Annotated in this window: 21 protein-coding genes; 15 read left to right on the top strand and 6 right to left on the bottom strand. The window is 50.4% G+C overall.

The genetic code is table 11. The features are described from left to right. Positions 1–214 precede the first annotated feature (214 nt). Genes L4D19_RS27000 through L4D19_RS27010 form a run of 3 tightly spaced genes read left to right on the top strand, consistent with a single transcriptional unit; the run spans position 215 to position 5,098 of the window. The gene (locus L4D19_RS27000) at positions 215–1,471 is read left to right on the top strand and encodes an ABC transporter substrate-binding protein (RefSeq protein ID WP_428454964.1); all 1,257 of its coding nucleotides are present in this window, start codon (positions 215–217) and stop codon (positions 1,469–1,471) included. Next, positions 1,471–3,834, top strand: coding sequence for an ATP-binding protein (locus L4D19_RS27005; protein WP_428454965.1), 2,364 nt, complete (start codon positions 1,471–1,473; stop codon positions 3,832–3,834). The genes L4D19_RS27000 and L4D19_RS27005 overlap by 1 nt, the downstream gene beginning before the upstream one ends. Further along, positions 3,821–5,098 (top strand): sigma-54-dependent transcriptional regulator, encoded by a 1,278-nt coding sequence (locus L4D19_RS27010; RefSeq protein ID WP_428454966.1) that lies wholly within the window; start codon positions 3,821–3,823, stop codon positions 5,096–5,098. The genes L4D19_RS27005 and L4D19_RS27010 overlap by 14 nt, the downstream gene beginning before the upstream one ends. Before the next feature lie 122 nt (positions 5,099–5,220). On the opposite strand, the gene L4D19_RS27015 is transcribed toward L4D19_RS27010, so the two are convergent. Next, positions 5,221–6,609 carry an MFS transporter gene (locus L4D19_RS27015; protein ID WP_428454967.1) on the bottom strand — a complete coding sequence of 463 codons (1,389 nt, stop codon included), beginning with the start codon at positions 6,607–6,609 and terminating at the stop codon, positions 5,221–5,223. Between the two features lie 356 nt (positions 6,610–6,965). On the opposite strand from L4D19_RS27015, the gene L4D19_RS27020 reads away from it, so the two are divergent. The 8 genes from L4D19_RS27020 (at position 6,966) to L4D19_RS27055 (ending at position 17,324) form a co-directional block, all read left to right on the top strand. Next, the gene (locus L4D19_RS27020; protein WP_428454968.1) at positions 6,966–8,234 is read left to right on the top strand and encodes an ABC transporter substrate-binding protein; all 1,269 of its coding nucleotides are present in this window, start codon (positions 6,966–6,968) and stop codon (positions 8,232–8,234) included. A gap of 5 nt (positions 8,235–8,239) precedes the next feature. Beyond that, entirely contained in the window at positions 8,240–10,618 is a 2,379-nt protein-coding gene (locus L4D19_RS27025) for an ATP-binding protein (RefSeq protein ID WP_428454969.1), read from the top strand. After that, positions 10,605–11,873, top strand: a complete 1,269-nt coding sequence (locus L4D19_RS27030) for a sigma-54-dependent transcriptional regulator (RefSeq protein ID WP_428454970.1) — start codon at positions 10,605–10,607, stop codon at positions 11,871–11,873. Before L4D19_RS27025 ends, L4D19_RS27030 begins: the two co-directional genes overlap by 14 nt. Before the next feature lie 147 nt (positions 11,874–12,020). After that, a complete protein-coding gene (gene rlmA / locus L4D19_RS27035; protein ID WP_428454971.1) occupies positions 12,021–12,836 on the top strand; it encodes a 23S rRNA (guanine(745)-N(1))-methyltransferase in 816 nt (271 codons plus the stop codon). Between the two features lie 277 nt (positions 12,837–13,113). Continuing rightward, entirely contained in the window at positions 13,114–14,076 is a 963-nt protein-coding gene (locus tag L4D19_RS27040) for a ChaN family lipoprotein (RefSeq protein WP_428454972.1), read from the top strand. Between the two features lie 434 nt (positions 14,077–14,510). Then, positions 14,511–15,479 carry an ABC transporter substrate-binding protein gene (locus L4D19_RS27045; RefSeq protein WP_428454992.1) on the top strand — a complete coding sequence of 323 codons (969 nt, stop codon included), beginning with the start codon at positions 14,511–14,513 and terminating at the stop codon, positions 15,477–15,479. Between the two features lie 101 nt (positions 15,480–15,580). Beyond that, positions 15,581–16,507: an ABC transporter permease gene (locus L4D19_RS27050; RefSeq protein ID WP_160653170.1), complete on the top strand. Its 927-nt coding sequence runs from the start codon at positions 15,581–15,583 to the stop codon at positions 16,505–16,507. Positions 16,508–16,529: 22 nt separating this feature from the next. After that, entirely contained in the window at positions 16,530–17,324 is a 795-nt protein-coding gene (locus L4D19_RS27055) for an ABC transporter ATP-binding protein (protein ID WP_428454973.1), read from the top strand. Positions 17,325–17,532: 208 nt separating this feature from the next. Here the strand turns inward: L4D19_RS27055 and yfbV are convergent, their stop codons facing one another. Then, on the bottom strand, positions 17,533–17,985 hold the full coding sequence (gene yfbV, locus L4D19_RS27060; RefSeq protein ID WP_075763196.1) for a terminus macrodomain insulation protein YfbV: 453 nt from the start codon (positions 17,983–17,985) through the stop codon (positions 17,533–17,535). Between the two features lie 335 nt (positions 17,986–18,320). On the opposite strand from yfbV, the gene L4D19_RS27065 reads away from it, so the two are divergent. Beyond that, complete coding sequence (locus tag L4D19_RS27065) at positions 18,321–19,517, top strand: acetate kinase (protein ID WP_428454974.1); 1,197 nt, start codon at positions 18,321–18,323, stop codon at positions 19,515–19,517. On the opposite strand, the gene L4D19_RS27070 is transcribed toward L4D19_RS27065, so the two are convergent. Beyond that, positions 19,514–19,681, bottom strand: coding sequence for a hypothetical protein (locus L4D19_RS27070; protein WP_428454975.1), 168 nt, complete (start codon positions 19,679–19,681; stop codon positions 19,514–19,516). The genes L4D19_RS27065 and L4D19_RS27070 overlap by 4 nt on opposite strands. A 32-nt stretch (positions 19,682–19,713) precedes the next feature. Between L4D19_RS27070 and pta the strand changes: the two genes are divergently transcribed. Together pta and L4D19_RS27080 are read left to right on the top strand one after the other, a co-directional pair. Further along, positions 19,714–21,852: a phosphate acetyltransferase gene (pta, locus tag L4D19_RS27075; RefSeq protein WP_160653300.1), complete on the top strand. Its 2,139-nt coding sequence runs from the start codon at positions 19,714–19,716 to the stop codon at positions 21,850–21,852. A 185-nt stretch (positions 21,853–22,037) separates the two neighbouring features. Continuing rightward, positions 22,038–22,337: a hypothetical protein gene (locus L4D19_RS27080; RefSeq protein ID WP_428454976.1), complete on the top strand. Its 300-nt coding sequence runs from the start codon at positions 22,038–22,040 to the stop codon at positions 22,335–22,337. A gap of 252 nt (positions 22,338–22,589) precedes the next feature. On the opposite strand, the gene focA is transcribed toward L4D19_RS27080, so the two are convergent. Beyond that, a complete protein-coding gene (gene focA / locus L4D19_RS27085) occupies positions 22,590–23,435 on the bottom strand; it encodes a formate transporter FocA (protein WP_428454977.1) in 846 nt (281 codons plus the stop codon). 300 nt (positions 23,436–23,735) lie between these two features. On the opposite strand from focA, the gene L4D19_RS27090 reads away from it, so the two are divergent. Continuing rightward, entirely contained in the window at positions 23,736–24,497 is a 762-nt protein-coding gene (locus tag L4D19_RS27090) for a sulfite exporter TauE/SafE family protein (protein ID WP_428454993.1), read from the top strand. Positions 24,498–24,510: 13 nt separating this feature from the next. On the opposite strand, the gene L4D19_RS27095 is transcribed toward L4D19_RS27090, so the two are convergent. After that, the gene (locus tag L4D19_RS27095) at positions 24,511–25,233 is read right to left on the bottom strand and encodes an SIMPL domain-containing protein (protein ID WP_428454978.1); all 723 of its coding nucleotides are present in this window, start codon (positions 25,231–25,233) and stop codon (positions 24,511–24,513) included. A 196-nt stretch (positions 25,234–25,429) separates the two neighbouring features. Next, positions 25,430–25,978, bottom strand: a complete 549-nt coding sequence (gene yfcE, locus L4D19_RS27100) for a phosphodiesterase (RefSeq protein ID WP_428454979.1) — start codon at positions 25,976–25,978, stop codon at positions 25,430–25,432. Positions 25,979–26,017 lie beyond the last annotated feature (39 nt).

Genomic DNA, 26,017 nt, shown 5'->3' on the forward strand with positions numbered 1-26,017 from the left:
AACACCGCTTGTCCTCTTGCCATAACAGCAATAAAATGTGACATCCAACAAATCCTGACATCAAGATGAGTCACTATCGACCGAAAGTTAACCTATATAACTATAAAATCGATAGCATCTTAGAAAATCATTCATCGCCTCGTTTAATTCACTACAATCCTGCGAAGTAACCTTGTATACAGGGGCTCTCAATACAAGGTAAATAGTAAAGATCATGATTCGACTTATTATATTAATGCTATCTTTTTCATCAGCCTGTATTGCTGCCCCTACGAAACAATTGATTATTCTGACGACTTTTACCGAATCATCGATCACCCCAATCACCCAGCAGTTTCAGCAACAGTATCCGGATGCAGTCATAAAAGTCCTTCACCGACGGGAAGAATCAGGCCTCCGTCTACTGAGCAAGAATGATCATGATATCGACATTGTGATTTCATCGTCTCCAACGCTGTTCATGCCGCTCATAGAGAACAACCGGCTGCTACCCCTGGACTCGCTTAGCCAGAACCTAGATAACGACAGGCAACCCTTCCTGTCGGATTCGGCCTCCTCTATCGCGGTTTTCGGCTATTCAGGTTACGGGCTAATGTGGAATAAGGATTACCTGATCAAGCACCGGCTCGATATTCCCCAGACCTGGGAGAGCCTGGCCGAACCACAATATTTCCGGCACCTGATTATGAGCAGCCCCGGCCGATCCGGCACTACGCATCTAATGGTCGAAAACATCTTGCAACAGTACGGCTGGACAGACGGCTGGAAATTGCTACTCCAAATTGGCGGCAACCTTGCTTCCGTCTCGGCACGCAGTTTTGGCGTCAGCGATGCCATATCTCGCGGACTAACCGGCGTAGGCCCTGTTATTGACAGCTTTGCCTTTGAAGATCAAAAACAGTTCCCGTTTATCGGGTTTCACTACCAGGAACAAAGCCCACGACTACCTAGCTATATCGCGGCGGTCAAAAACCGCCACCAGGCCAGCCACAGTTTGGATTTCATCAGTTTCCTGCTATCTGACAACGTGCAGCAAAGTCTGTCGACCAGCTCTCTGAACAAGTATGGCCTGCACCAAAAGCCCAGCCAGCCTTTTACCGTGCTGCAGATTGATTATGAGCAGATGCAGCGTCGTACCATCTTAATCAAGCTGTTGTTTGACCAAATCATCAACCATCAGCTGGATTTGCTCAACCAGGCATGGCGCCACATTCACCAGCTAGCCCGGCAACCATCGCTAACCGGTGCGCAGCAACAGCAATATCAGCACGCCATCGCGCTGGCATCAACGCCACCCGTTACCCAGGCGCAGGCCAACAGCACCGTCTATAACCAAGCCCTGATCCATTCTCAGACAGATGTGCATACCGCCAAGAGCGTCAAGCGCTGGCGTCGGGTGATGAGCAAACAGTTGGAGGAATCGATTCTCATCTCCGAGCAGCTCCTCGCTGCTATCAAAGAGGTGCAGTGATGTTGCTCAGAAATACCATTGGCAATCGCCTGGTCGCCTCCATCGGCTTTATGGCCCTGCTGACCATCAGTGTCAGCCTGATTGCCGTTGTTAACTGGGAAAACCTGAATACCCAGGTTAATACCATCATCGAGAAAAACATGCCGACCCTGCGTGTCAGTTACCAGCTGGAAAGAAATACGGCTGGGCTTCAGGCTGCTCTCAATATGCTCAGCAATAATACCGATCCGATTTTACATGCCGAGCTCAAGCAAAATATCACCACCAAGCTAGAACAGATATCGGCCGCTATCAAAGAAGCGGCGAACTTGAAATTCTACCCGGCAATCAAGGCCGAGCATGAAACCCTACTGACGGATATTTCGGCCTATGTCGGATTGCTATACCGGCGCAATACGCACATGTACTCGCTGGCCCAGACAGAAAATGCCATCAAATGGCTCCATCAGGATCTGGTTGATGAGCTTACACCGCTTCGCCAGGAGGTCGAGTGGCAGGTTACCCGAATGCTGCCCAATGCGATCAATACCGAGGCGATCACCGACGTGATGGCGGAGTTTTCGTTTATCCAGTCAATCACTATCAAAGAAAATGAACTGCACCAGCTGGTGCAGGAGATCATCCAGCAGCGCAAGAACCGGGATCTCGGCAACGCCTTTTACTTTATCGGCTACAAAACCGAAGAAATCAGCAAAATGAGCCAGAACCTGAGCCATTACCCGTCAACTATCTCATACCGACAACTGCTGCAGGAGCTGATCACCCTCGTCGAACCGAAAGGCGTACTGGAAGAACAGTTAAGGCTTGATGTCGAACTGCACAATGCCATCAGGCTGTATGAAGGCCAGATCCAGACGCGGTTGGAATATCAGGAAGAGCTTATCCAGGCCATGGTTGAACAGGAGAATGCCTCCCTCAAAGAGCTCAACGAACAGACAAACCACTCGATCAAGATCAGCAACATCGTGCTGTTCGGTGTCGTACTGCTGTCTATATTCCTGACAGTGACCCTCTCTATCTACCTTGTCGGCCGCGGTATCGTCAAACGACTCAACCTGCTGTCGCAAGATTTGTACTCTGTCGCCAACAACCGACTCAACGCCAATATCCAGGTCACCGGCAATGATGAAATCGGCATGCTGGGCGATAACCTGCGCTACTTCTGCCGCCAGATGCAGGAAATGCAGCAGAGCAATGCGCTGAACCTGATCAACAATACCCAGGCCAGTATTATCACCTGTAACCTGGACGGCGTAGTCGAATCCGTCAACCCCAGCGCGCAAGCCTTATTCAACTACGATGCATCACCGGTCAAACAGACAATCTGGACCCTGTTTAGCAATAACATGCAGCAGCGGCTTCAGGCCCTGTTTGCCAATACCAGCCCGCTGCTCAGCAACCGGGCCTGTAACCTGACCCTGATGCACAGCCACAGCGGCGATAACAAGCTCTATCTGCGGCTGGATTTTCGCCTGTTCAAACAGGGGAACAACGACAAGGTCATTGTCACGATGACCGATATCACCGAACAGGAAAACGCTGCCCGCTGGCTGGAAAACATGGTCCGGGAAAAAACCCAGTCCCTCACCAACCGTAACCGCCAGTTGAAAGCCGAAGTCGAAGATAGGAAACGGGTCGAGGCGGATCTGCGGGCGACCCAGGATGATTTGATTCAGGCCGCCAAAATGGCCGTCGTCGGCCAGACAATGACCTCGCTGGCCCATGAGCTCAACCAACCTCTATCTGCCATCTCGACCCATGTCTTTGCAACCAAAATGGCAATCAACAAGGAAAACTACACCCAGCTGCCAGCCAGTCTGGAAAAAATCGACAACCTGACTTCTCGCATGGGGCGGATCATCTCGACTCTGCGCAGCTTTTCGAAGAAACAGTCGGCCAACAGCTCGCTGACAGCGGTTGATATTCAAGCCTCTTTCCTCCAGGCCATGCTGATTGTCGAAAGTCGGGCCAAGGTGCAAAAGACCACCATCTCCAGCCAGCTTAACAGCCCGCTCAATGCCCTAGCCGATCAGGTGCAGCTCGAGCAGGTGCTGGTCAACCTGCTCGTTAACAGCTGTGATGCTGTCGCAGGAAGCGAGCGACGCGAAATAACTATTTGCGATCTGAACAGCAAAGACAACCTTATCCGTATCGCTGTCAGTGACAGCGGAGGTGGATTTGCAGCCGGTATTATCGAAAAACTATTTACACCTTTTACCACAACAAAGGACGTCGGGCTTGGCCTCGGGCTAAGTATCTGCCGTTCAATTATGACCCGCTTTGATGGTGATATCTTTCTCGCCTCGAACCTTCAAGGTGGTGCAATGGTCGTATTGGAGCTAAACCGCTATGATAATGAATAATGATATCGAAGTTGTCATCATTGATGATGACCAAGATGTACTTGATGCCTATCAACATTTGCTTGAAGTATCTGGCTATAAGGCGCACGCCCTAACCGATCCTACTGCTGCAATCTCTATGCTGCACAAAAACTGGCCTGGCGTTGTCGTGACCGATATGTACATGCCGGGGCTCAGTGGCATGGAGCTGCTGGATAAAGTCAAAGACCTGGATCCCGAGTTACCGGTTATCATGATCACCGGCCACGGGGATATTCCAATGGCCGTAGACGCGGTCAAGAAGGGCGCGCTGGACTTCTTGCAAAAGCCTCTCCAGCCCGCCGAACTCATCACGCTGCTGGAAAAACACTTACCAATAAGAAAACAGAAAATCGAGCAGCGCACCAATGTTAGCTACTCGGCATCGGAGGTATTGCTGGGTGAAAGTCCGCTGATCATTAAAATCCGCGAACAGATCGCCCAAACCGCCCTCACCACCAAAGACGTTCTCATTGAGGGCGAGAACGGAACAGGGCGCCACACCATTGCCAAGCTACTACACCAGGAAAGTGAACTACGCGATCAACCTTATGCCAATGCTATCGGCCAGGCGATCAGCTGTACTGCAGATCTGCAGCGCAGCATGATCTCGGCCCGCGGCGGCAGTCTGTGCCTGAGCAACCCGCAAGATATGCCAATAGAAACCCAGCAATGGCTATGTCGCTTCCTGCTTGAACAAGAGCGCCAGGGTAAAAAAGAAGTCCGCGTGCTGGCAGTGCTTGAAGGGGCACCGGAGGCGAAGGTTGAGCAGGACAAGCTGCTGCCTGAGCTGTTCTACTTCCTCAGCCAGGTCCGCTTCAGCCTGCCGCCACTGAAGCAGCGCAACTGTGATATCACCCCACTGTTCCGCCATTTCCTGAAGCGAAGCTGTCAAAAGCTCAACAAAACCGTCCCGGCCGTGGACAAGGCGTACATCAACACGCTCAATCGCCACGAATGGCCAGGCAATGTGCTCGAGCTGAAAAATGTCGCCGAGCTCTACGCCATCGGCATTGTCAAACTTACCGGCCAGGAGCGGACCAAACCGCTCGAGCAGATGAGCAGTCCGCTCGATGATCTGGTCGACAGCTACGAAAAGCAGGTTATCGAGGATGCCCTTTACCTGTTTGCCGGCCGGATCAACGAAGTCTCGAGCTACCTGCAGATCCCGCGCAAAAAACTGTATCTGAGAATGAAGAAACACTCTCTGGACAAGGCAGAATACAAGGTAAGAACACCCCACTAACCACAAACAAGGCAGGTGGCCGTTTCACCTGCTTTCCCTCAAGCTGCGGGAAATGAAAGCAATAAAAAACCGCTCACAAGTTATGAGCGGTTTTATCTATTTGCAACTACCGGAGGGAGATGTTATTTAACCAGTATCGGTTCTGCCGGAGTTGCGTCCTCGATATCCGTTACCTTCTTCGCATTCCACACTGTCAAAGCCAGAAATAACGAGACCACCGCAGCCCCGAGCCAGAAGTACTGCGCCGTTCCGAAATCGTACACTTTAACCATCTCACCAGCTTCGTTAGCCACTTCTGTTACCTTGATCAGATGTGCCGAAATCAGTTCCTGAGCCGACGCCGCCATATAGGAAAACAGACCAATAAAACCTTTCACGGCCCCTACCGCATTCTTCGGCATCAGGTCACAGGCTGTCAGACCAGCGAGGAAAACCACCAGGCCACCAATCGCATAGCCAACCAAACCTAGGGCAATAGCATCCATCATTCGGCTTTGCGGGCCGAAGAACAACAGGCACATACCGGCGATATTGGCAATACCATATAGTAAGGTCGGAATATGGCGATTCGAGTTAAAAATCTTATCAGAGATAATGCCAGACAATATAGCCCCGGCCAGACCGGCTATTGGGTAGGCTGACATCGCAAAACCCGCATCAATCAGGCTGTAGCCTTTTGACTCCTGCAGGTATAGCACGGCCCAGGACGACATTGCATAGCGCGAGGTATACATGGCGGCACATGCAAGGGCGATCAACCATACTGCCGGCTGCTTAAGAATGAATAACTGCGCACGACGGGTCTCTTTCGGATCATTAGCCTTCTTGATCTCAGGCTCTTCACCAAAAGCCGTTGCCGAATCAGGCAACCCGTAGGTTTGCGGACGATCACGCAGAATAAAGAACATGCACAAGGAGGCGATCACAGCAGCAATACCAGCACCGATAAAGCCAGCGCGCCAACCGAAGTAGCTCACCATCGACGCTGTCAAAATCCAGGTAATGCCCTCACCGATATTCCGCGAGCCCCCCCAGATAGAGTAACGGCTGCCGCGTTGCTTTGGCGAAAACCACTGGAACAAAGACACACAAGAAGGTGCTGAACCCACCGACTGGAACCAGCCATTCAGGCCCCATAGCAGCACAAAGAAGAAGGCTGCCGAATTCATTCCCATTGCGACGGCAGTCAGCCCCGACAAACATAGCGAGAACGACATGAAACGGCCGATATTGGCATAATCGGACAAGCAGCCATTAGAGAACTTACCGATAGCATAGGTGAAGAAAAATGCCGAGCCCATGATACCCAGCTCGGCCTTGGTGACGATTTCTGCATCGAGCATCGGTTTTTTCACCACGCCTAAGCTCATCCGAACCACGTAAAACACTGCGTAGCCAAATACTAGGCCCCAAAAGACAGACCTTTGATGGCGCTTGAAGATCGCCTGTACCTTCTCGGCGCTCCCTTCCATAACCGGCTTGTCCGGCCGGGTTTTAAAAAAATCGAACATATTACCCTCTATACGAAATAACTTTTCTAAAAATGAAATCGTTAAGCTGTAGTGCTTGGCGGTGGATAATATGGCGTTCGAATTCAACAGCAAGTGACGCGATTTGGGATCATTTTTTCCCAAATTTACTTTTCGTCTGGGACAACAAGAGGACATTTGAACTAGAGAGTCATCAATCTATCAGGGATAATCATTCCGAAAAGAAACAGAAATGTTCCCGGAGAGGAGCATCGTATTTTTAAATTATTTTTTATCTTTTATGTGAATTTTGATTGGGCGCACAAAACACGTCATTTCTGGCGTTTTTCAGGCGCGGTGACCAAACAGAAAAACGACACACTTCCGTTGCGACGAAAATGAAAAAGACCATTACTTATACGCTATTTTTTATGCTTATCTTGCTTTCAGCCAATATACAGGCCGCCGAAAGCAAACCGATTGTGATACTCACCACCTTTTCCAAGCACTCTATTTCACATCTGGTAGAGCAGTATCAGCAACAGTTCCCGAATACCGAGGTTCGTGTCATCTTCCGGCGAACCCGCTCGGCACTGCGCCTGCTGGCAAAAGCCGATGCCCAGAGTATCGACATCGTCATTTCCTCGTCGCCGGTGCTGCTCAGCAGCCTCTCCTCCAATCAGCAACTGCATGCCATCAGCCCGCCACACCAGTTGCCAACCTGGCTCACCCCGCACCTCCTCGACATTTCAGGTGAGGTAACTGCTTTTGGCTACTCCGGTTTTGGTCTGATGTATAACCACCAATACCTCGACAGCCATAACTTACCGATCCCGGCATCCTGGGAAGACCTGACCAAGGCAATCTATTTCCATCACATCACCATGAGCACGCCGTCACGATCGGGCACGACCAACCTGATGGTCGAAAATATCCTTCAGCATTACGGTTGGGAAGATGGATGGCGCTTGCTCATGCAGATTGGCGGTAATATTGCCTTTATTTCAGCACGCAGCTTCGGGGTCAGCGAGGCAATATCAAAAGGCTTTATCGGTGCCGCACCGGTTATCGACAGCTATGCCATCAATAGCCGGAAAGTCTTCCCTTATATCGGTTTTGACTATTTGCCCAACTCTATCCTGATGCCGGCCTATATTGGTATCGCCCGAAAGAGTCACTCTATCGACAATGCCAACACGTTCATCAGCTTCCTGCTCTCTCAATCGGGCCAGCAACTGCTTGAAAATACCTCGATGGCCAAGTATTCCCTTAACCAACCACAGCTAGCCAAGAGTGTTACCTTCATCTTGGATAAGCAGTTGGTACACAGCCGGGACCCGCTGATCTCTCACCTCTTTGATCAGGCCATTACCGAGCAACTCCATCAGCTCAATAGTACCTGGCAGTCAATCCATGAGCTTGAAGCACAACCCAACCTGTCCCCTCAGGCAAAGGAAAAAATTCAGCTAGCCAAAGACTATGCCACCAAGGTACCGGTGACAGCCGAGCAGGCTAGTTCACCTGACTATCTGGCACGGTTTCATAGCGACTGGGCCAAGCGCGGCAGAGATCCGGATATTGCCGCCGAAATTCAGGAATGGAAACAAACACTGAAACTTAATTTGCTGAATGCCAATACGCTGCTCAGTCAGATTAACCAAGAGTAGTAACTATGTTGTTCAAATTTAAGACCATAGGTTCGCGGCTTGTCGCGGCATTTACCTGCGTACTACTCATGGTAGGGCTCGTTAGCAGCGTAGCATTTATCACCTGGAAAAGGCTCGACTACCGGGTTGATCTCATGCTGGACGATAACGTACCGGCCCTGAAAGCCAGCTATGAACTGGAGCGGAACAGTGCCGAACTCCAGGCCTGCCTCAACGAGATATACACCACCGGCAACCTAACCCGGCTTAACCAGCTTAAGGCCAGGATGGCAACTGAGATGTCAGAACTCAACCAGGCGACTGTCAGGCTGACCGAGTTGCCGCTGGTTAACAACCTCAGGCAGGAATATGCGCTTCTCAATGCAGATATCCAGCTCGTTACCCGCCTGCTGGAGCGCAGAATCGAGCTCAGTCAGGCGCTCGACAAGACATCAGAAACAATCTTGTGGCTCCACCAGGACATCATCGACGAACTTACTCCCCTCAACCAGGAGCTGGAGTGGCAGATCACCAACTCACAAACCTCTAGCCTAAGCCCGAAAAAACTGGCGCTGCTCAGCAATGACTTCTCCACCTTGCAGCAGCTGACATTCAACGAAAACGAGCTGGTATCATTAGTACAGGAGGTAATACGCCAACACCAGCAGCGCAACCTCGACAGTGCCTTTCAATTTATCGGCTACAAGACACAAGAGACCAGTAGCCTGAGTGATGCCCTGCAGCACAATGCTGCCAGTATTACCCAGCATCAGTTACTTCTCGAACTGATCACCCTTGTTCAACCAAACGGGAAACTCCACCAGCTACTTCAGGAGATCATTGCGAACAACGAACAAACTGAGCAGCAGAAGGCAATTATCAAGTCCCGCCTCAGTTTTCAGCAACACCAAATCACTCAGCTCGTGATCCATACCAGCCAGGCTCTGGCGGGGATCAAGCATGATGCAAAAACAGCAGTCAAAACCGGCAACCAACTATTGTTTGCCGTACTGATCAGCGCATTGCTCTGTAGCGCGTTTATCTGTACCTATTTCGTCCGTAAGCGCATCGTTGCCCGGCTGCACGATCTCAGCCTGGCCCTCAATGCCGTCGTGACCGGTGAGGTCGAGCTGCCTGTATCGGTCAACGGACGAGACGAGATCGGCAAGCTCGGTAATGATCTACGCAACTTCTGCCTTCAGCGACAGGAAATCGAGAAGACCAATGCCCTGAACCTAATCAACAACACCCAGGCCAGTATTATTACCTGCACCACACAGGGCATCATTGAATCAATGAATGTCCAGGCCAAGGAGCTATTTCCGCTGCTGACGGCCTCGTTTATCAAATCAGAAGCCATCTGGGATCTATTCGAGCCGCAAAAACATCAACAGCTCAAATCCATCTTCACCCAGAACAGTACGTTACTCCGCGAGGGGGCGTTTTGCCTGACAGTTGCCATGCACGATACCCAACATCAAATCCGCTATTTTCGCCTGGATCTCCGCCTTTTCCAGCAAAACTCGGTGCCCAAGGTGATCATTACCCTGACAGATATCACCGAGCAGGAGAACATAGCCCGCTGGCTCGAGCAGAAAGTCGAGGAAAAGACCCAGAACCTGTCTGCCGCCAATAGCGCACTGCAGGACGAAATTGAGGAAAGAAAGCGGGCCGAGGCTGACCTTGTGACAACCCAGGATGAACTTATCCAGGCCGCTAAGATGGCCGTTGTAGGCCAGGCTATGACAACATTAGCCCATGAACTGAACCAGCCGCTCTCAGCACTATCGACCTATATCTATACCGTTCAGATGAGCTACGATGAAACGACCTATCCGGAGCTCAACGATACCATGGATAAAATGGACGAAGTCTGCGAACGGATGGATCATATTATTGCTAACCTTCGTAGTTTCTCGAAAAAGACTTCGACAGCCAAGCCCGTCGACAGGGTCAACATGTTTGATGCCACCCGACATGCAATCGACATCGTGTCATGTCGGGCCAAACAACATAATATCCAACTGATCAACCTGATCCCCACCAACAGCCATGCACTTGGTGAGACCATCCAAATCGAACAGGTACTGGTGAATTTACTACTCAACAGCTGTGATGCTCTCGCTCCGCTGATCCATATCCAGGGCCGCGTGGATATCATTGAAATAAGCCGTACCGATAAACGGCTCACCCTTGCCTGCTGCGATAACGGGCAAGGCTTCGACAACGAAATTATAGCGAAACTGTTTACCCCGTTTACCACCACCAAAGAGGTGGGACTGGGTCTTGGATTAAGCATCTGCCGTTCGATCATGAGGCGTATGAACGGTGCAATCCGGTTGGCGTCGACGCCAGCCGGCGGTGCAATGATTATTTTGGAGTTCCCGACACATGACGCTCAGTAACGACACTCAAGTATTACTTATCGACGACGATCAGCACGTACTTAACTCGTGCCAGCACTTATTGCAGCTTGCCGGCTACAAGACGCGGGCCTGCCTTGATCCCTACGATGCCCTGAAGGAGCTGCATGCAGACTGGTCAGGTGTGATCCTCACTGACATCTATATGCCGACGATGAACGGTATGGAGCTTATCGACAGGGTCAAAATGATCAGCCCTCACCTGCCCATTATTACTATCACCGGCCACGGTGATATCGAAATGGCCGTCGAAGCCATGCAAAAAGGTGCCATTGACTATCTGGAAAAGCCTCTCAAGCCCAAAAAGCTACTGGCACTGCTGGAAAAAGTGATCAACGAGCGAAAAAAGCGTGTAGAACAATGGCAAATTATCGAGAACAAACTCCCCGAGCAACTGCTGGGTAATAGTCCTGAAATTGAAGAGCTCAGAAGCCATATCAAACTACTGGCAACGGCCGACAGAGACGCCCTGATCCAGGGTGAAAGCGGTACAGGCCGGTATACCACGGCAACCCTGCTGCATCAGTACAGCCCGCGAGGCAAACACCCTCTTGTTATCAAAAACGGCGACTCGATGCCTTCCATCCAAGAACTTGAAGCAACCCTGGAGGAAGCGAAACAGGGCAGCCTGATAATACAGAACCCGGCATCGATGCCAATAGAGGTACAACGCTTTCTCAGCCACTTTTTGCTTAACCAGGAGCGCTCGGGCAAACGTGGCGTCAAGCTGATTGCTATTTTCGGTGAATGCCCGGAAACCGAGCTTAAAGAGCACCGCCTGTTACCGGAGCTGTTTTACTTCCTGAGCCAGGTGAGGTTTACGATCCCGCCGCTGCGCTTTCACAAGGAAGACATCATTCCGCTGTTTCACCATTTTTTACGCAACAGTTGCGCGCTGCTGGGCAAGCCTAAGCCGAAAATTGACAAGGCTTACCTCGATACGCTCAAGCGCCACCAATGGCCCGGTAATATCCGCGAGCTAAAAAGTGTCGCTGAACTCTATGCCATCGGGATCGTCAAGCTTTCCGGCGCTGATCGCATACAGCCCATAGAACAAATGACCAGCCCGCTGGACGACCTGGTCGAGCAATACGAAAAACAATTGATCGAAGATGCGCTTTATTTGTATGCCGGGCGTATCAACGAAGTCTCTGACTACTTGAAAATACAGCGTAAGAAACTCTACCTGAGAATGAAGAAATACAATCTGGATAAAGATAACTACAAGGTGAGATAAAGATAACTATAAAGAGAGATAAAACGTCAGGATTTACCATTATGAGCGATTGCAGACAGGGAGGACCAGCCTCCCTGTCGCCCCGGCTTGCAGCTGTATAAGGGGATGTTTACAATACCCGCTGTCTTATATCATCCGGTTTTCACCATGTCCTACCAATGTCCACTTTGTCATTCGCCGCTCAGTCTTCAGGCTAACTCGTGGCGCTGCGAAAACAACCACCAGTTTGATCAGGCCAAAGAAGGCTATGTCAACCTGATGCCGGCCCATCACAAAAGCTCGAAAAATCCGGGTGACAATAAAGAGATGATGCAGGCTCGCCGTCTGTTTCTCAATACGGACCACTACCAGCCGTTACGTGAAATGGTGGTCGAACAACTGGATCAATATCTGCCGGCTGATTCACGGCACCTGCTCGATATCGGCTGCGGTGAAGGTTACTACACCTCCGAGTTTGTTCACCTGAAACAGGCCCACCCGGCGCTTTGCATCCACGGACTGGATATCTCCAAAGTCGCTGTCCGTTATGCGGCCAAACGTTATCAAGCATGTCACTTCTGTGTCGCCTCCAGCCACCGGTTGCCGTTCTCCGACGGTATGCTCGATGGCGTGGTGCGGATCTATGCCCCTTGCAAGGACGAAGAGCTTTACCGTGCCATCAAGGCCGGCGGTATTTTGGTAACGGTCACACCTGCGGCCCGTCACCTGTACCAGCTAAAAGACCTCATCTACGATGACGTACGCCTGCATGAGATGACAGCAGAAAGCATCGAAGGCTTCGAGTTGGTTGCCGACCAGCAGCTGCATTACGACATGAGCCTCTCCGGTGAAGAAGCGACAGCATTGATGCAGATGACGCCGTTTGCCTGGAAAACCTCTGAGGCAGTGTGGGAGCAGCTCCGTTCGGCCAACGAATTTAGCTGCGAAGCAGACTTTTCAGTTCGGGTGTATCGCAGACAATAGATCCAGCGCATGACAGCACCTGTCCGGTCTCGGCCTCTGGCTTGGACCGGGTTGAGCGCTTAGTAAACAGAAAGCTCAACGCCAATTGAAATTAATTCTTATTTTCATTGCTAGCTAATTTCATCTCTCTTATCATTTCGCACCGTCTACAGTTATATCAAGTGATTATCTCAAGCAGCTATCAGCAATTGCTTCTGTGGCTAACACATCATGCTTGGTATTTTCGAAGATAAATACGGTTTTAACCTGTAATTTCTCAGAGCACAGTGGTGAATGAATGAAAAATTGGCTCTCCCTCGGGTTGGTCAGCCTGCTAATGGGATGCGCGACCCAGCCTGCCACAACACAATCAGACTCGGATACAGATCCACTTCCGACAACTTTTTATGACTACACAATCACCTCTCCGCAAGGCCAGGCCTTAAGCATAAGTGAGCTAGCCCAGGCTTTGCAGAGTGCCGATATTGTTCTGGTCGGCGAGTGGCACGGACACCCCGGTACCCATCTGATGCAGGCACAACTGTTTGCCCAGCTCTATCGCCTGAACCCGGATATGGCCCTGTCAATGGAGCAGTTTACCCGGGAGAAGCAAAATGTTGTGAACCAGTATCTTGCCGGGGAGATTGGTGAGAAGACATTAATCAAGGAAGGTCATGCCTGGCCAAACTACGCCAGTGACTACCGCCCGTTGGTCGAGTTTGCCAAACAAGAGCAGCTCGATGTCATTGCGGCCAACGCGCCCAGACCCATTGTCCGCTGCATTGGTAAAAACGGGGCTGAGTACCTAGGCAAACTACCGGCCACTGAGCGCAACTGGGTAGCCGAATCGCTGACTTTGGACAACGACGCCTACCAGCAAAAGTTTATTGCCTCGATGCATCACGGCGATGAAGCAAGAACCCAGCGCCAGTTTGCCGCCCAGACAACCTGGGACGATACGATGGCTGAAAGTATGGTGAATTATCTTGCTCTGCACCCCAACAGGCAGATCATCCACGTTGCCGGTCGCTTTCATGTGGCAGAAGGACTCGGCACCGCGTCGCGCATTCGTGCCCGAAACCCGGAACTGAATGTCATGATGGTTACCCCGGTGACTGCCAGCTCGACGCTGGCCGAATCAGCTCCTGATTATCGTGTAGAGGTGATGGCACTGCCGCAAAGCTACATCGACAATGACAAGATGATGGCAGCCATGAGCAAAATACACGGAAGGAACAAGACGTTGAAGTGTTACCCGTAGGGCATTTGAACAGAACCCCACCGGCGGCCAAGCTTGTGGGGTTCTTTGGGAGAGATACAGCTAATATCTCCTAGAGGACATCATATTGCCTGATAGCTGTCTGATGGCTGAACACATGCCGTTATGAAACTAACGTTCAGAGTGCGTTATCGGTTTGTCGCCAATGAATGCCAATTAAGAATATAACTCTAGCAACTAACTACCCGCTCGAAATTTAACCCACCATTACCCATCCATTTAGCCCAACCATCCATGTCACAACCAAAAACCAGCATATCCAACCTGTAAGTTGTTTCGCTTTTGTTAAAATATAGATGTTCTTTCTTTCTCTGTTGCGATAAAACATTATTCCAGAGGGTAAACAATAGCCGACTTGTCACCCTCGTACTGACCATCACTATTGGCAAGGAGCTTGTGACATGGAATTCAAGAAAATCAAAAACAATAAACTGCTTACCGCAGCCTGCGTTGCTGCCTCTCTCGCGCTCTCATCCCCTTCCGTATTGGCTGATGTTGCCAAAGTTGCCGTCTCGCAAATTGTAGAGCACCCGGCCCTTGATGCGGCCCGCCAGGGATTATTGGATGGCCTGAAAGAAAAAGGGTATGTCGAAGGGGAAAACCTCGAATTTACTTACCAGACTGCTCAGGGCAATCCGGCTATTGCGGTTCAGATAGCTAAGCAATTTGTCGGTGAACGCCCTGATGTCCTTGTCGGCATTGCCACTCCTACTGCCCAGGCTCTGGCTGCGTCGACACGCTCGATTCCGGTCGTATTCACTGCGGTAACCGATCCTATCGGTGCCAAGCTGGTTAAAAACATGGACAAACCTGGCCGCAATGTCACCGGCCTTTCTGACCTGTCTCCTGTCGCCCAGCATGTTGAGCTCATGCAAGAGCTACTGCCGAACGTGAAAAATATCGGGGTCGTGTTCAACCCCGGTGAAGCCAATGCCGTAGCCTTGGTTGAACTACTGCGCGAAGCGGCCAACGCCAGAGGCCTGAATGTTGTTGAAGGCACTGCACTGAAAAGCGCTGATGTACAAGCTGCCGCCCAAATTGTCGCCTCTAAGGCCGATGTAATTTATGCTCCGACGGATAACACAGTCGCCAGTGCCATTGACGGCCTAGTCAATGCAGCCAACCAGGCCAACAAACCAATTGTCGGCGCCTCGACTACATATATCGAAAACGGTGCCCTGGCGGCATTGGGCTTTGATTACTATCAGGTCGGTGTTCAGACTGCTGACTATGTTGATGCACTGCTAAAAGGCAAGAAAGTGGCCGATCTACCGGTGAAAGTTGCCAAAGGCTCTGATTTGGCCCTGAACCAGAAAGCCGCCGCCAAGCTGGGGATCACCTTCCCTGCATCCGTGCTTGATCGCGCCACGTCAGTCACCGAATAAGCATCAGACAAGGTCTGGCCTTGAGGGACGAGAAAAGCTTTTCAGCAGCTCGTCTCTCAGGTTACACCTCTGATTAATACCAAAGACAAGGAGTGTTTTAGATGTCTTTCTTTGCCTTTCTGGGCACACTGGAAATCGGTTTGGTTTACGGCCTGGTTGCCCTCGGTGTTTACCTGACTTTCCGTGTTCTGGACTTTCCTGATCTTACCGTCGACGGCAGTTTCCCGATGGGTGCAGCTGTTGCCGCCACCGCCATTGTAGCAGGTGTTAACCCGTGGATTGCCACCCTGCTGGCAATCTTTGCCGGTGGCCTTTGCGGGCTGGTAACGGCTTTTCTGGCGATCCGCTGCGGTATTCTCCACCTGCTCGCCAGTATCCTGACCATGATTGCCGCCTTCTCGATCAACATTCGGATCATGGGACGGCCAAACCTGGCCTTGCTGGGCGAAGATACCATCCTGACTCCGTTTGAGCTGCTGGCAATGGATCTCGGCATAGATTCGGGGATCATGCGCCTCGGCGTTGTCCTGCTGCTTGTTATCTTCAGTGCCTGGTTCATCACCCGTCTGCTCGCCAGTGACTTCGGGCTCGGACTTCGAGCGACCGGTGTCAACAGCCGAATGGTCAGTGCCCAGGGCGGTAATACTGCGTTGTACACCTATTTTGGATTGGCACTTTCAAACGGCCTGGTCGGTTTTTCCGGTGCCTTGTTTGCCCAGACCAATAGCTTTGCCGATGTCACCTCTGGGGTCGGGACCATTGTCGTCGGACTGGCAGCCGTGATCCTCGGCCAGACCCTGATCCCGGGACGCAAAATCTGGGTGGCCGTAGTTGCTGTTATCCTTGGCTCGGTTCTGTACCGCCTGGCTGTTGCCTTTGCATTAAGCAGCGGTATGTTTGGCCTGCAAGCCTCGGATCTTAACCTGATCACCGCATTGCTGGTTGCCGTCGCACTCATTGCGCCAAAAATGAAAACCACCATTCAACGCAAGAAGAAACAAGCCAGCACGGCAAAAAAGCTGGCTTGAGCCGTTCAGAGGGTAAAAATAGATGATTGAATTAAATGACATCCGCGTTACCTTCAATGAAGGCACTATATTAGAAAACCAGGCCCTTCGCGGTGTTTCGCTTGCAGTGCCGGAAAAGCAGTTTGTCACCGTGATCGGATCCAACGGCGCAGGCAAGTCAACGCTGCTGGGCGCCGTTAGCGGGGAGACCCCAATGGTGGGCGGCCAGGTGCTTATTGACGACATCGATGTGACCCATAAAACGGTCCATGAGCGCGCGCAGTATGCCGCCCGTGTTTTTCAGGATCCGCTGGCGGGCACCTGTGCCTCGCTGACAATCGAAGAAAACATGGCACTCGCCTACAAGCGTGGCAGCAAACGAAGCTGGAAACTGGCCCTGTCGTCACAGCGCCGCAAACTCTTTCAGGAACGTATCAGTATTCTTGGCCTCGGCCTCGAAGACCGCCTGGGCGATCACATCGGCCTCCTTTCCGGTGGTCAGCGCCAGGCCGTCAGTCTGGTCATGGCCTCATTGGCCGACAGCAAGCTTTTGTTGCTCGACGAGCACACCGCTGCTCTGGATCCGCGCATGGCTGCTTTCGTTCTGGCTCTGACCAAAAAAGTGGTTGAGGAGTTTGACCTGACCGTCATGATGGTTACCCACTCAATGAAGGATGCTCTTGCCTACGGCGACCGTACTGTGATGCTGCACCAGGGCGAAATCGTGCTGGATGTCCAGGGACAAGAAAGAGAGAACATGGACGTGAAGCAGTTGCTCGAAATGTTCAGCAAAGTACGCGGTGAAGAGCTGGCGGATGATAGCCTGCTGCTAGGCTAATACATGACTTGAAACACCGACAAAAAAGCGCCATGGTGAGCTTCTATGTAAGACGGGGAAGCTCCGGCGCTTTTTAATTGGACATTAGGTTGATATAACAGTGAATGCCCCTCCGCCTATTCAAGGCAGAGGTTCAATGGAGAGGCTGGGAGGGGATGAGTGTAACCAATCCCCCCTACCTCTCTTCTTAATAAGGTTATGGAATAAATTAAAACCACCGCTCCAGCGATGTCTTATCCAACTGCTTGAACGCCCGGTTCAGCACCTGCGCCAGTTCAAGATAACGCGGTCGAGGCTTTATCGGCTGCAGCGCATACCCTTCGCTGGTGATCTTGTCATGGATCTCGCGATACCAGGTCGCCAGCGAAGGCGGCAAATCCGTCCGACTGCGTTTACCCAACCACCAGAGCCCCTGCAACGGCATGCTCAGTGCAAAGAATGCAACGGCAATTGCCTGTGGCAAAGCATCATAGTTGTTAAACGCCATCTGACTCAGTACGCTCATCACTGCCACAGCAGGCATCACTCGGGTCGCAAACTTCGTCGCCTTGATGTAACGAGGCTCCGGGAACATCATTGCCAGCTCTTTCCTCATCGGCCAGGTAGCCATGTACTGCTGACCATTTTTGAAAGACTGCCAGATCGATTTGTTTTGACTCATAAAGCACCAAACTTCAAAAAAAACAGTAAAAATTCAAATTCAGGAATAATAAACTTGATTCAAATTAAATTTTTCTAAAAATCTTTTTGTTATATTGCTTAACAATCGCTATCCTAGACGCGCCTAAAGTAATTGTTGCCTGTAATCATCGTTCTGGCAACCTAAGGCAGCCTCCAGGGATGGCCCAGGATTGTGGGTTTCTCAATTCTCTATTATACGGACATAACACGAATTTGACCCAGATTGGATCGGCAGAATCAAAAGTCGTCTATCCTATGGGTAATTTTTCATCAGTTGAATATCAACTTTCAGACAGATTATAGGTAGTCACTCTCATGTCTAAGCTGGTTTTAGTTCTTAACTGCGGTAGTTCTTCTCTTAAGTTCGCTGTTGTTGACGCGGTATCAGGTGAAGAGCACCTGACAGGTCTTGCAGAATGTCTGCACCTTCCAGAAGCACGTATCAAGTGGAAACTTGACGGTAAGCACGAAGCACAACTAGGTAACGGCGCTGCTCACGAAGAAGCGCTTGCGTTCATGGTTGACACTATTCTTGCTTCTAAGCCGGAACTAGCTGAAAACCTAGCGGCTATCGGTCACCGTGTTGTTCACGGCGGCGAGCAGTTCACTAAGTCTGCACTAATCGACGAAGCTGTTCTTAAAGGTATCGAAGACGCTGCAACTTTCGCACCGCTTCATAACCCAGCTCATATCATCGGTATCAAAGCTGCTCAGAAATCTTTCCCAGCTCTGAAAAACGTTGCTGTGTTCGATACTGCATTCCACACAACAATGCCAGAAGAAGCGTACCTATACGCTCTACCATACAACCTATACAAAGATCACGGTATCCGTCGCTACGGCGCACACGGTACTTCTCACCTGTTCATCACTCGTGAGACAGCTGAGCGTCTAGGTAAGCCTGAAAACGAACTAAACATCATCAACTGCCACCTAGGTAACGGTGCTTCTGTTTGTGCTATCAAGAACGGCCAGTCTGTAGATACTTCTATGGGTCTGACTCCTCTTGAAGGCCTGGTAATGGGTACTCGTTGTGGTGATCTTGACCCAGCTGTTATGTTCCACCTACATGACAAGCTAGGCATGAGCGTTGATGAAATCAACACTATGTTCACTAAAGAGTCTGGCCTACTAGGTCTGACTGGCGTAACTTCTGACTGCCGTTTCGTTGAAGACAACTACGGTGAGAAAGAAGAAGCAACACGTGCAATGGACGTGTTCTGCCACCGCCTGGCTAAGTACGTTGCCGGCTACACTGCAACACTAGAAGGCCGCCTGGACGCTATCGTATTCACTGGTGGTATCGGTGAAAACTCTGCACCAATCCGTGAGATGGTTCTTAACCGTCTAGCTATCCTGGGTGTTGAAATTGACGGTGAAGCTAACCTTAAAGCACGCTTCGGCGGCGAAGGTGTGATCACCACTGAAAACAGCCGTGTACCTGCAATGGTTGTTTCAACTAACGAAGAACTAGTAATCGCAGAAGATACAGCGCGTCTGACTGAAATCTAATCTGCCGATACTTTGCTGTGCACCAGACGCGGCAAATAATGGCTGGCTTTGGCCGGCCATTTTTTCATGGCTTTATCGTCGAAGGCGAAAGTTGTGACCTTTTTTTTGTGGTGCTGCTCAATAACGGTTAACAAATCATTATTGAACAGCACTGTATTGTTCAATAGTTGAGGAATCCATAGTGTCCCGTACTATTATGCTTATTCCGGTTGGTGCCGGAGTTGGTCTTACGAGCGTTAGCCTTGGTGTGCTACGCGCAATGGAACGCAAAGGTGTTCGCGTTTCTTTCTTCAAGCCTATCGCCCAGCCACGTCACGGCGGCGGCCAGCCTGATCTGACAACCAACATCATCACTGCTAACAGTGACATGAAAGTTGCAGAACCTTTCTCAATGGCTTGTGCCGAAGAGCTTATCCGTAATGATAAGAGCGATGTACTGCTTGAAGATATTGTTGCCCGTTTCAAAGAAGCGACAGCTGATGCTGAAGTGGCGCTAATCGAAGGTCTGGTACCAACTCGCAAGCACCCGTTTGCAAACCAAATCAACTATGAGATCGCAAAAACACTGGATGCGGAAATCGTATTCGTTGTTGCACCGGGTACAGACAACCCAGCTCAGCTTAAAGAACGTATCGAAGTAGCATGTTCTAACTTCGGCGGTATCAAAAACGAGCAAATCTCTGGCGTTGTCGTTAACAAACTAAACGCACCGGTTGATGCTGAAGGTCGTACTCGTCCGGACCTATCTGAAATCTTTGACGATGCAGAAGCAACAGTTCCTTCTCACGTTGAAGTGATGCAGGTATTCAACTCAAGCCCAATCCGTGTACTAGGCTGTGCACCTTGGAGCTCAGAGCTGATCGCGACTCGTTCACGCGATATCGCCAAGCACCTAAACGCTGAAATCATCAACGAAGGTGACATCGATACTCGTCGTATCAAGAGCATCACATTCTGTGCACGTTCTATCCCGCACATGGTTGAGCACTTCCGTCCGGGCTCTCTGCTTGTAACTTCTGCCGACCGCCCTGACGTTATTGTTGCAGCATGTCTGGCAGCAATGAACGGCGTTGAAATCGGTGCCCTGCTGCTGACAGGCGGCTACGAGCTACCTAAGCCAGTAATGGATCTGTGTGAGCGCGCATTTGAAACAGGCCTGCCTGTAATGACTGCACAAGGTAACACCTGGCAGACGTCTCTGAACCTTCAGAGCTTCAGCCTGGAAGTGCCAGCAGACGATAAAGAGCGTGTTGAGCTAGTTAACGAATACATGGCCAGCCATGTTGACGGCCAGTGGATTGAATCACTGACTGAAGGTTCAAGCAAAGAGCGTCGCCTGAGCCCACCGGCATTCCGTTACGAGCTAACAGAACTTGCCCGTAAGGCAGCTAAGCGTATCGTACTTCCTGAAGGTGATGAGCCACGTACCGTTAAAGCGGCAGCTATCTGTGCTGAGCGCGGCATCGCGGAGTGTGTGCTTCTTGGTAACCCAGAAGAAATCAAGCGTGTTGCAGAACAGCAAGGCGTTAACCTAGGTTCTGGCGTCACTATCATCAACTCTGAAGAAGTTCGTGAGAACTACGTTGCTCGCCTGGTTGAGCTTCGTGGCGCGAAAGGTATGACTGACGTTGTTGCTCGTGAGAAGCTACAAGACTCTGTTTTCCTAGGCACAATGATGCTTGAAAACAACGAGGTAGACGGCCTGGTTTCTGGTGCTGTTCACACAACGGCGAACACTATCGTTCCTCCGTTCCAGATCATCAAGACTGCACCTGATGCGTCAATCGTATCATCTGTATTCTTCATGCTACTGCCTGATCAGGTACTGGTATACGGTGACTGTGCAATCAACCCAGATCCAAATGCCGAGCAGCTAGCGGAAATCGCTATCCAGTCTGCAGACTCTGCAAAAGCATTCGGTATTGAACCACGCGTTGCAATGATCTCTTACTCTACCGGTACGTCTGGTAAGGGTGCAGACGTAGATAAAGTACGTGAAGCAACTCGCATTGCTCAAGAGAAGCGCCCAGATCTAGTGATCGATGGTCCTCTTCAGTACGATGCTGCGATCATGGAAAACGTTGCTGCTTCTAAAGCGCCTAACTCGCCAGTAGCGGGTAAAGCGACTGTATTCGTATTCCCAGACCTAAACACTGGTAACACGACATACAAAGCGGTACAGCGTTCTGCAGACCTAGTCTCTATCGGTCCTATGCTTCAGGGCATGCGCAAGCCAGTTAACGACCTTTCTCGTGGCGCACTGGTAGACGATATCGTATACACAGTGGCACTGACTGCGATTCAGGCCAAACAAGCCGAAGAAGCTAGCGCTTAATCGTTATTAACGACTAAGAAATAGTGTGAACGCCTCTGCCATGCGGGGGCGTTTTTTTTATGGATAAAATCCTCAGCTTTCACTTATCTGAACTGAATTCTTCCCAAATAAAAATTTAAGTTTCCCCCGAAAATGGTCGCAATATTTAGATTATTGATTTATCTATACTTTTCGAGCATTTGTGTATGAACAAGTTCCTATGTCTTATTGTTGCGGTTGTTTTAAGTGGTTGCACGGGAGCAAACATAAGCTCACACATCCGTGAGTCTAGCGGTGAAAATAATATGATGACTCGGTGCACTCAATTTGAGTCCATAACCGACGGTAATATGAATGAAGATTTAGAGATGTATGATGGTTGGAAAATGATTTATGTCTCTGAATATACAACCACAAATAAAGTGAATACATCTATTGTTATGTGTTTTGAAAAGGAGCAGATGTCCCAAAAACTACCTCCTCGTTTAACCAGTATTTATCGTTAAACACAAACACTCTGTAGGCATACATTAATACCCCCAACGACCTCAAGGTGCTCGTTTCAGTGAGAATGACTAGTTGGGTAGATCGGGCCACGTAGGCAAGGCGCTGATCTGAAGTGATATATCCAATAAAGATGACAAAAAAGGCCATAGCAATTTACTATGGCCAACATCAGACTCGAATATCTAACAAGAAATATAACTAACAAAATAAGTTAGCAAACGTAGAACAGTTAACTCTTACATACGACTAAGTTACTTACCGCGCAGGTAAATAATCCAGTATCCCATCCCGACGAATACGCCACCACCGATAATATTACCAATTGTCACCGGAATAAGGTTATTCAGGATGAAATTAACCATGGTCAGATCGGCGAAGTCAGCCGGATTCATTCCGCTCATCTGCCAAAATTCCGGGGAGGCCAGGTTTTTGATACCGATGGCCATCGGGACCTGGAACATATTGGCAATACAGTGCTCGAAACCCGCCGAGACAAACATTGCAACAGGCAATACCATCACGATGATTTTATCCGTCAGGGTACGACCGCTAAATGTCATCCAAACCGCGACACACACCAAGACGTTACACATGATCCCCAGCGCAACAGCTTGGAAGAAACCATGATGCAGCTTGTGCTGGGCAATTTGCATAGTATTGATCCCCAAAGCGCCATCTGCTGACAGATACTGCTTGCTGACCAGCATAATCCCCACCAGCAGCAAGGCGCCGATCAGATTACCGATATAGACAACGCCCCAGTTCAAGCACAGGCTTTTCCAACTGATTTTACCGCTGGCACGGGCGACCAAAGTAAGCACCGAACTGGTAAACAGCTCACCACCGGTGATCACCACCAAGATCAATCCCAGGCTAAATGCCAGCCCGCCGACAAAACGCGCCATTCCCCACGCCATGTCACCCGTACCAGTGGTCACCGTGGTATAAAAAACAAATGCAATCCCGATGTGCATCCCAGCAGTAATGGCCAGCAACAGCGACTTCACCGGATCTTTTGTTGCTTTGCCTACCCCGACCTCAGCGGCCTTCTCGGCCATCTGCGGCGGTAAAAGAGAATCAAACTGCCCCTGACTCATAATCTTGTACCTGTACCAACTGAAACACATAAAAATGGATGCCGGATAGTGAACCTAAATCAGGGGAAATACAAGACTCGACAACAACAAAAACTCGATAAAAACGAGATTATACTTCGAATATTCCGAATCAACATATTTAGTAAACATCACTCAACATTTCAGTAATCCAATCGTTCAATTCAATCAAAGTCGTCCTCACATTCGACGCATAAGAGCGTACGGTTATGCCTGATGCAGAGCCTCTGGGAAGTTGATAAGATGCAGGCACTTGCAGATAAAGGGAATTATCTACACATCATGGATCTATTTAACACTCTCGGCCTGTTTCTTGGCTCACTGCTGTCCAACACCCTGGCCTCTCTGTCCGGAGGCGGTGCTGGCCTGATCCAGTTTCCGTTACTTATCTTTCTTGGCCTGCCCTTTGCCGTTGCGCTGGCCACCCATAAAGTCGCCAGTGTCGCCCTCGGACTGGGGGCTGCTATCAAGCATATAAGAGCCGGCAGCCTCAACTGGCCGCTGACCGTCTATGTGATTGTGGCTGGCATGCTGGGCGTGATATTGGGTGCCAATGTGATCTTGTTCGTACCGGGCAGAACAGCGGAAGCCATGCTGGGAGCATTGATTCTGGGACTGGGCATCTACTCGCTGACCAAAAAAGAGCTTGGCCAGTACGACCAGCCTCGCAACCGCCACTGGCAGGGGATGGTGATTGGCGGTCTCGGGCTGGCCCTGATAGGAATATTAAACGGCTCGCTCACTGCCGGGACTGGGTTGTTCGTGACCTTGTTTTTGATCCGCTGGTTCGGCTTCGACTACAAGCAGGCTGTTGCCCTCACCCTGGTCAGTGTCGGCCTGTTCTGGAACGGTATAGGCGCTGCGACCATGTATGTAGCCGGCGCCAATATCTACTGGCCCTGGATCCCGGTCTTGCTGCTCGGCTCGTTTCTTGGCGGCTACCTTGGTGCCCACCTAGCCTCCCAGAAAAGCAATAGCCTGATTAAGCGCAGCTTCGAGATACTGACCTTTATCATCGGCTTCAAGCTGCTTATCGGCTTTTAGCGACGTTCTGGCATTATTCGGTCAGATAGAACTCGATACGAGTCACGACACGTACATCTTTTTCTATCTTGTGCCGATCACCATACTCCTCGCCAGCATCCGTGATCGAGAAGTTCCCCTGCCTGGCCGAGCGGATCCCCCCCACGGCGACACCCGCGTTGGCAGCAAACTCATTGGCGGCAATACGCGCATTGGTCGTGGCGGCTTTGAGCATCTCAGGCTTGATGTCATTTAGCTGGGTAAAACGGTAGGTCGGTGCATAGTTGGTAATGTTGTAGCCCTTGGCAACCAGCTTGTTCACTTCACCTCGTACGGTAGCAACATCACGAACTTTCGTCGTTTCCAGGCTTATCATTCCTTCAAGCTCATGATCTTGATCGACGACCGTCTGGCTATCGTTGCGGTATTCATAATATTTATACTCTATCAACCCTATCTCGATTTCATCATCGGTAAATCCATTGGCCTTGAGAATCGCCATGATTTCCTGCTGCTGGGCTTCAGCCTGCTGATAGAGTGCCGGAATATCTTGTTTGTTTTTGGAACTTATGGAAAAGCGTAACTGCCAGTTGGCGATGTCAGACTCAACCCGCTGCTCCGCCAGGCCCTTCACCTCGGCAATATTCATCGCCACTTTGGCGTTATACATAGTCTGGCCGATAAAGTAGCCACAGCTTCCTAACCCAAGGGCAACCAGTACCCCGCCGAGCACAATGCCCAATACCTGTTTATTCATCCTTAACACCTTATTTTTATTCCGATATTTATCTGTATTTAGTGTGGCAGGCGGGTAACTGAAGTACTAGTGGGAAAGTGTCAGTATTTTGTCAGAACAACAAAAGGTTAGCGGTTATAGCAAGAAATACCAGTAGGAATAAAAGAGCGCGCAAGTTGCGCGCTCTGCCAAGTATCTATGCATCGACAATCAGGAGCTAGCTCAGCTCAACCGAACAGATCGTCGCCCCAGCTAAACTCACCACTTTCAGCGTATTGTCTTCCAGCAGACCGTAGCTAGCCTGGTGCTCGCCACGCGGAATAGTGACAGAGCCCGGATTAAACAAATACAGTTCTTCTTTCGGCTCGGCAACCGGCAGATGGGTATGACCGGAGACAATCACATCCCCAGCACGCAGGCGTGGATGCTTGTCGCCGTTATACAAGTGCCCATGAGTCAGGAACAGGCGGCGGCCGTCGGCAAGCAGTACCAGGTTGTAGTCAGCCATCATCGGAAACTCGAGTAGCATCTGATCAACCTCGCTATCACAGTTACCCCGGACAGCAGTAATACGGTCGGCATACGGATTCAGCAGCTCGGCAACCTCAATCGGCGCATAACCTGCAGGCAGGGCATTTCTCGGGCCATGGTTAAGCACGTCACCCAGTAGGATCAAATGGTCGGCATCGCTTTGCTCAAACGCAGCCAGCATGGTTTTGGTGCTCTCGGCGCAGCCATGGATATCAGAGGCAAAAAATAGTTTCATCAGGAAATCACTTACCAAAACTTACTAGAACAGAATGCC

The sequence above is a fragment of the Photobacterium kasasachensis genome, from assembly GCF_050336885.1.
Classification (GTDB): Bacteria; Pseudomonadota; Gammaproteobacteria; order Enterobacterales; family Vibrionaceae; genus Photobacterium; species Photobacterium kasasachensis.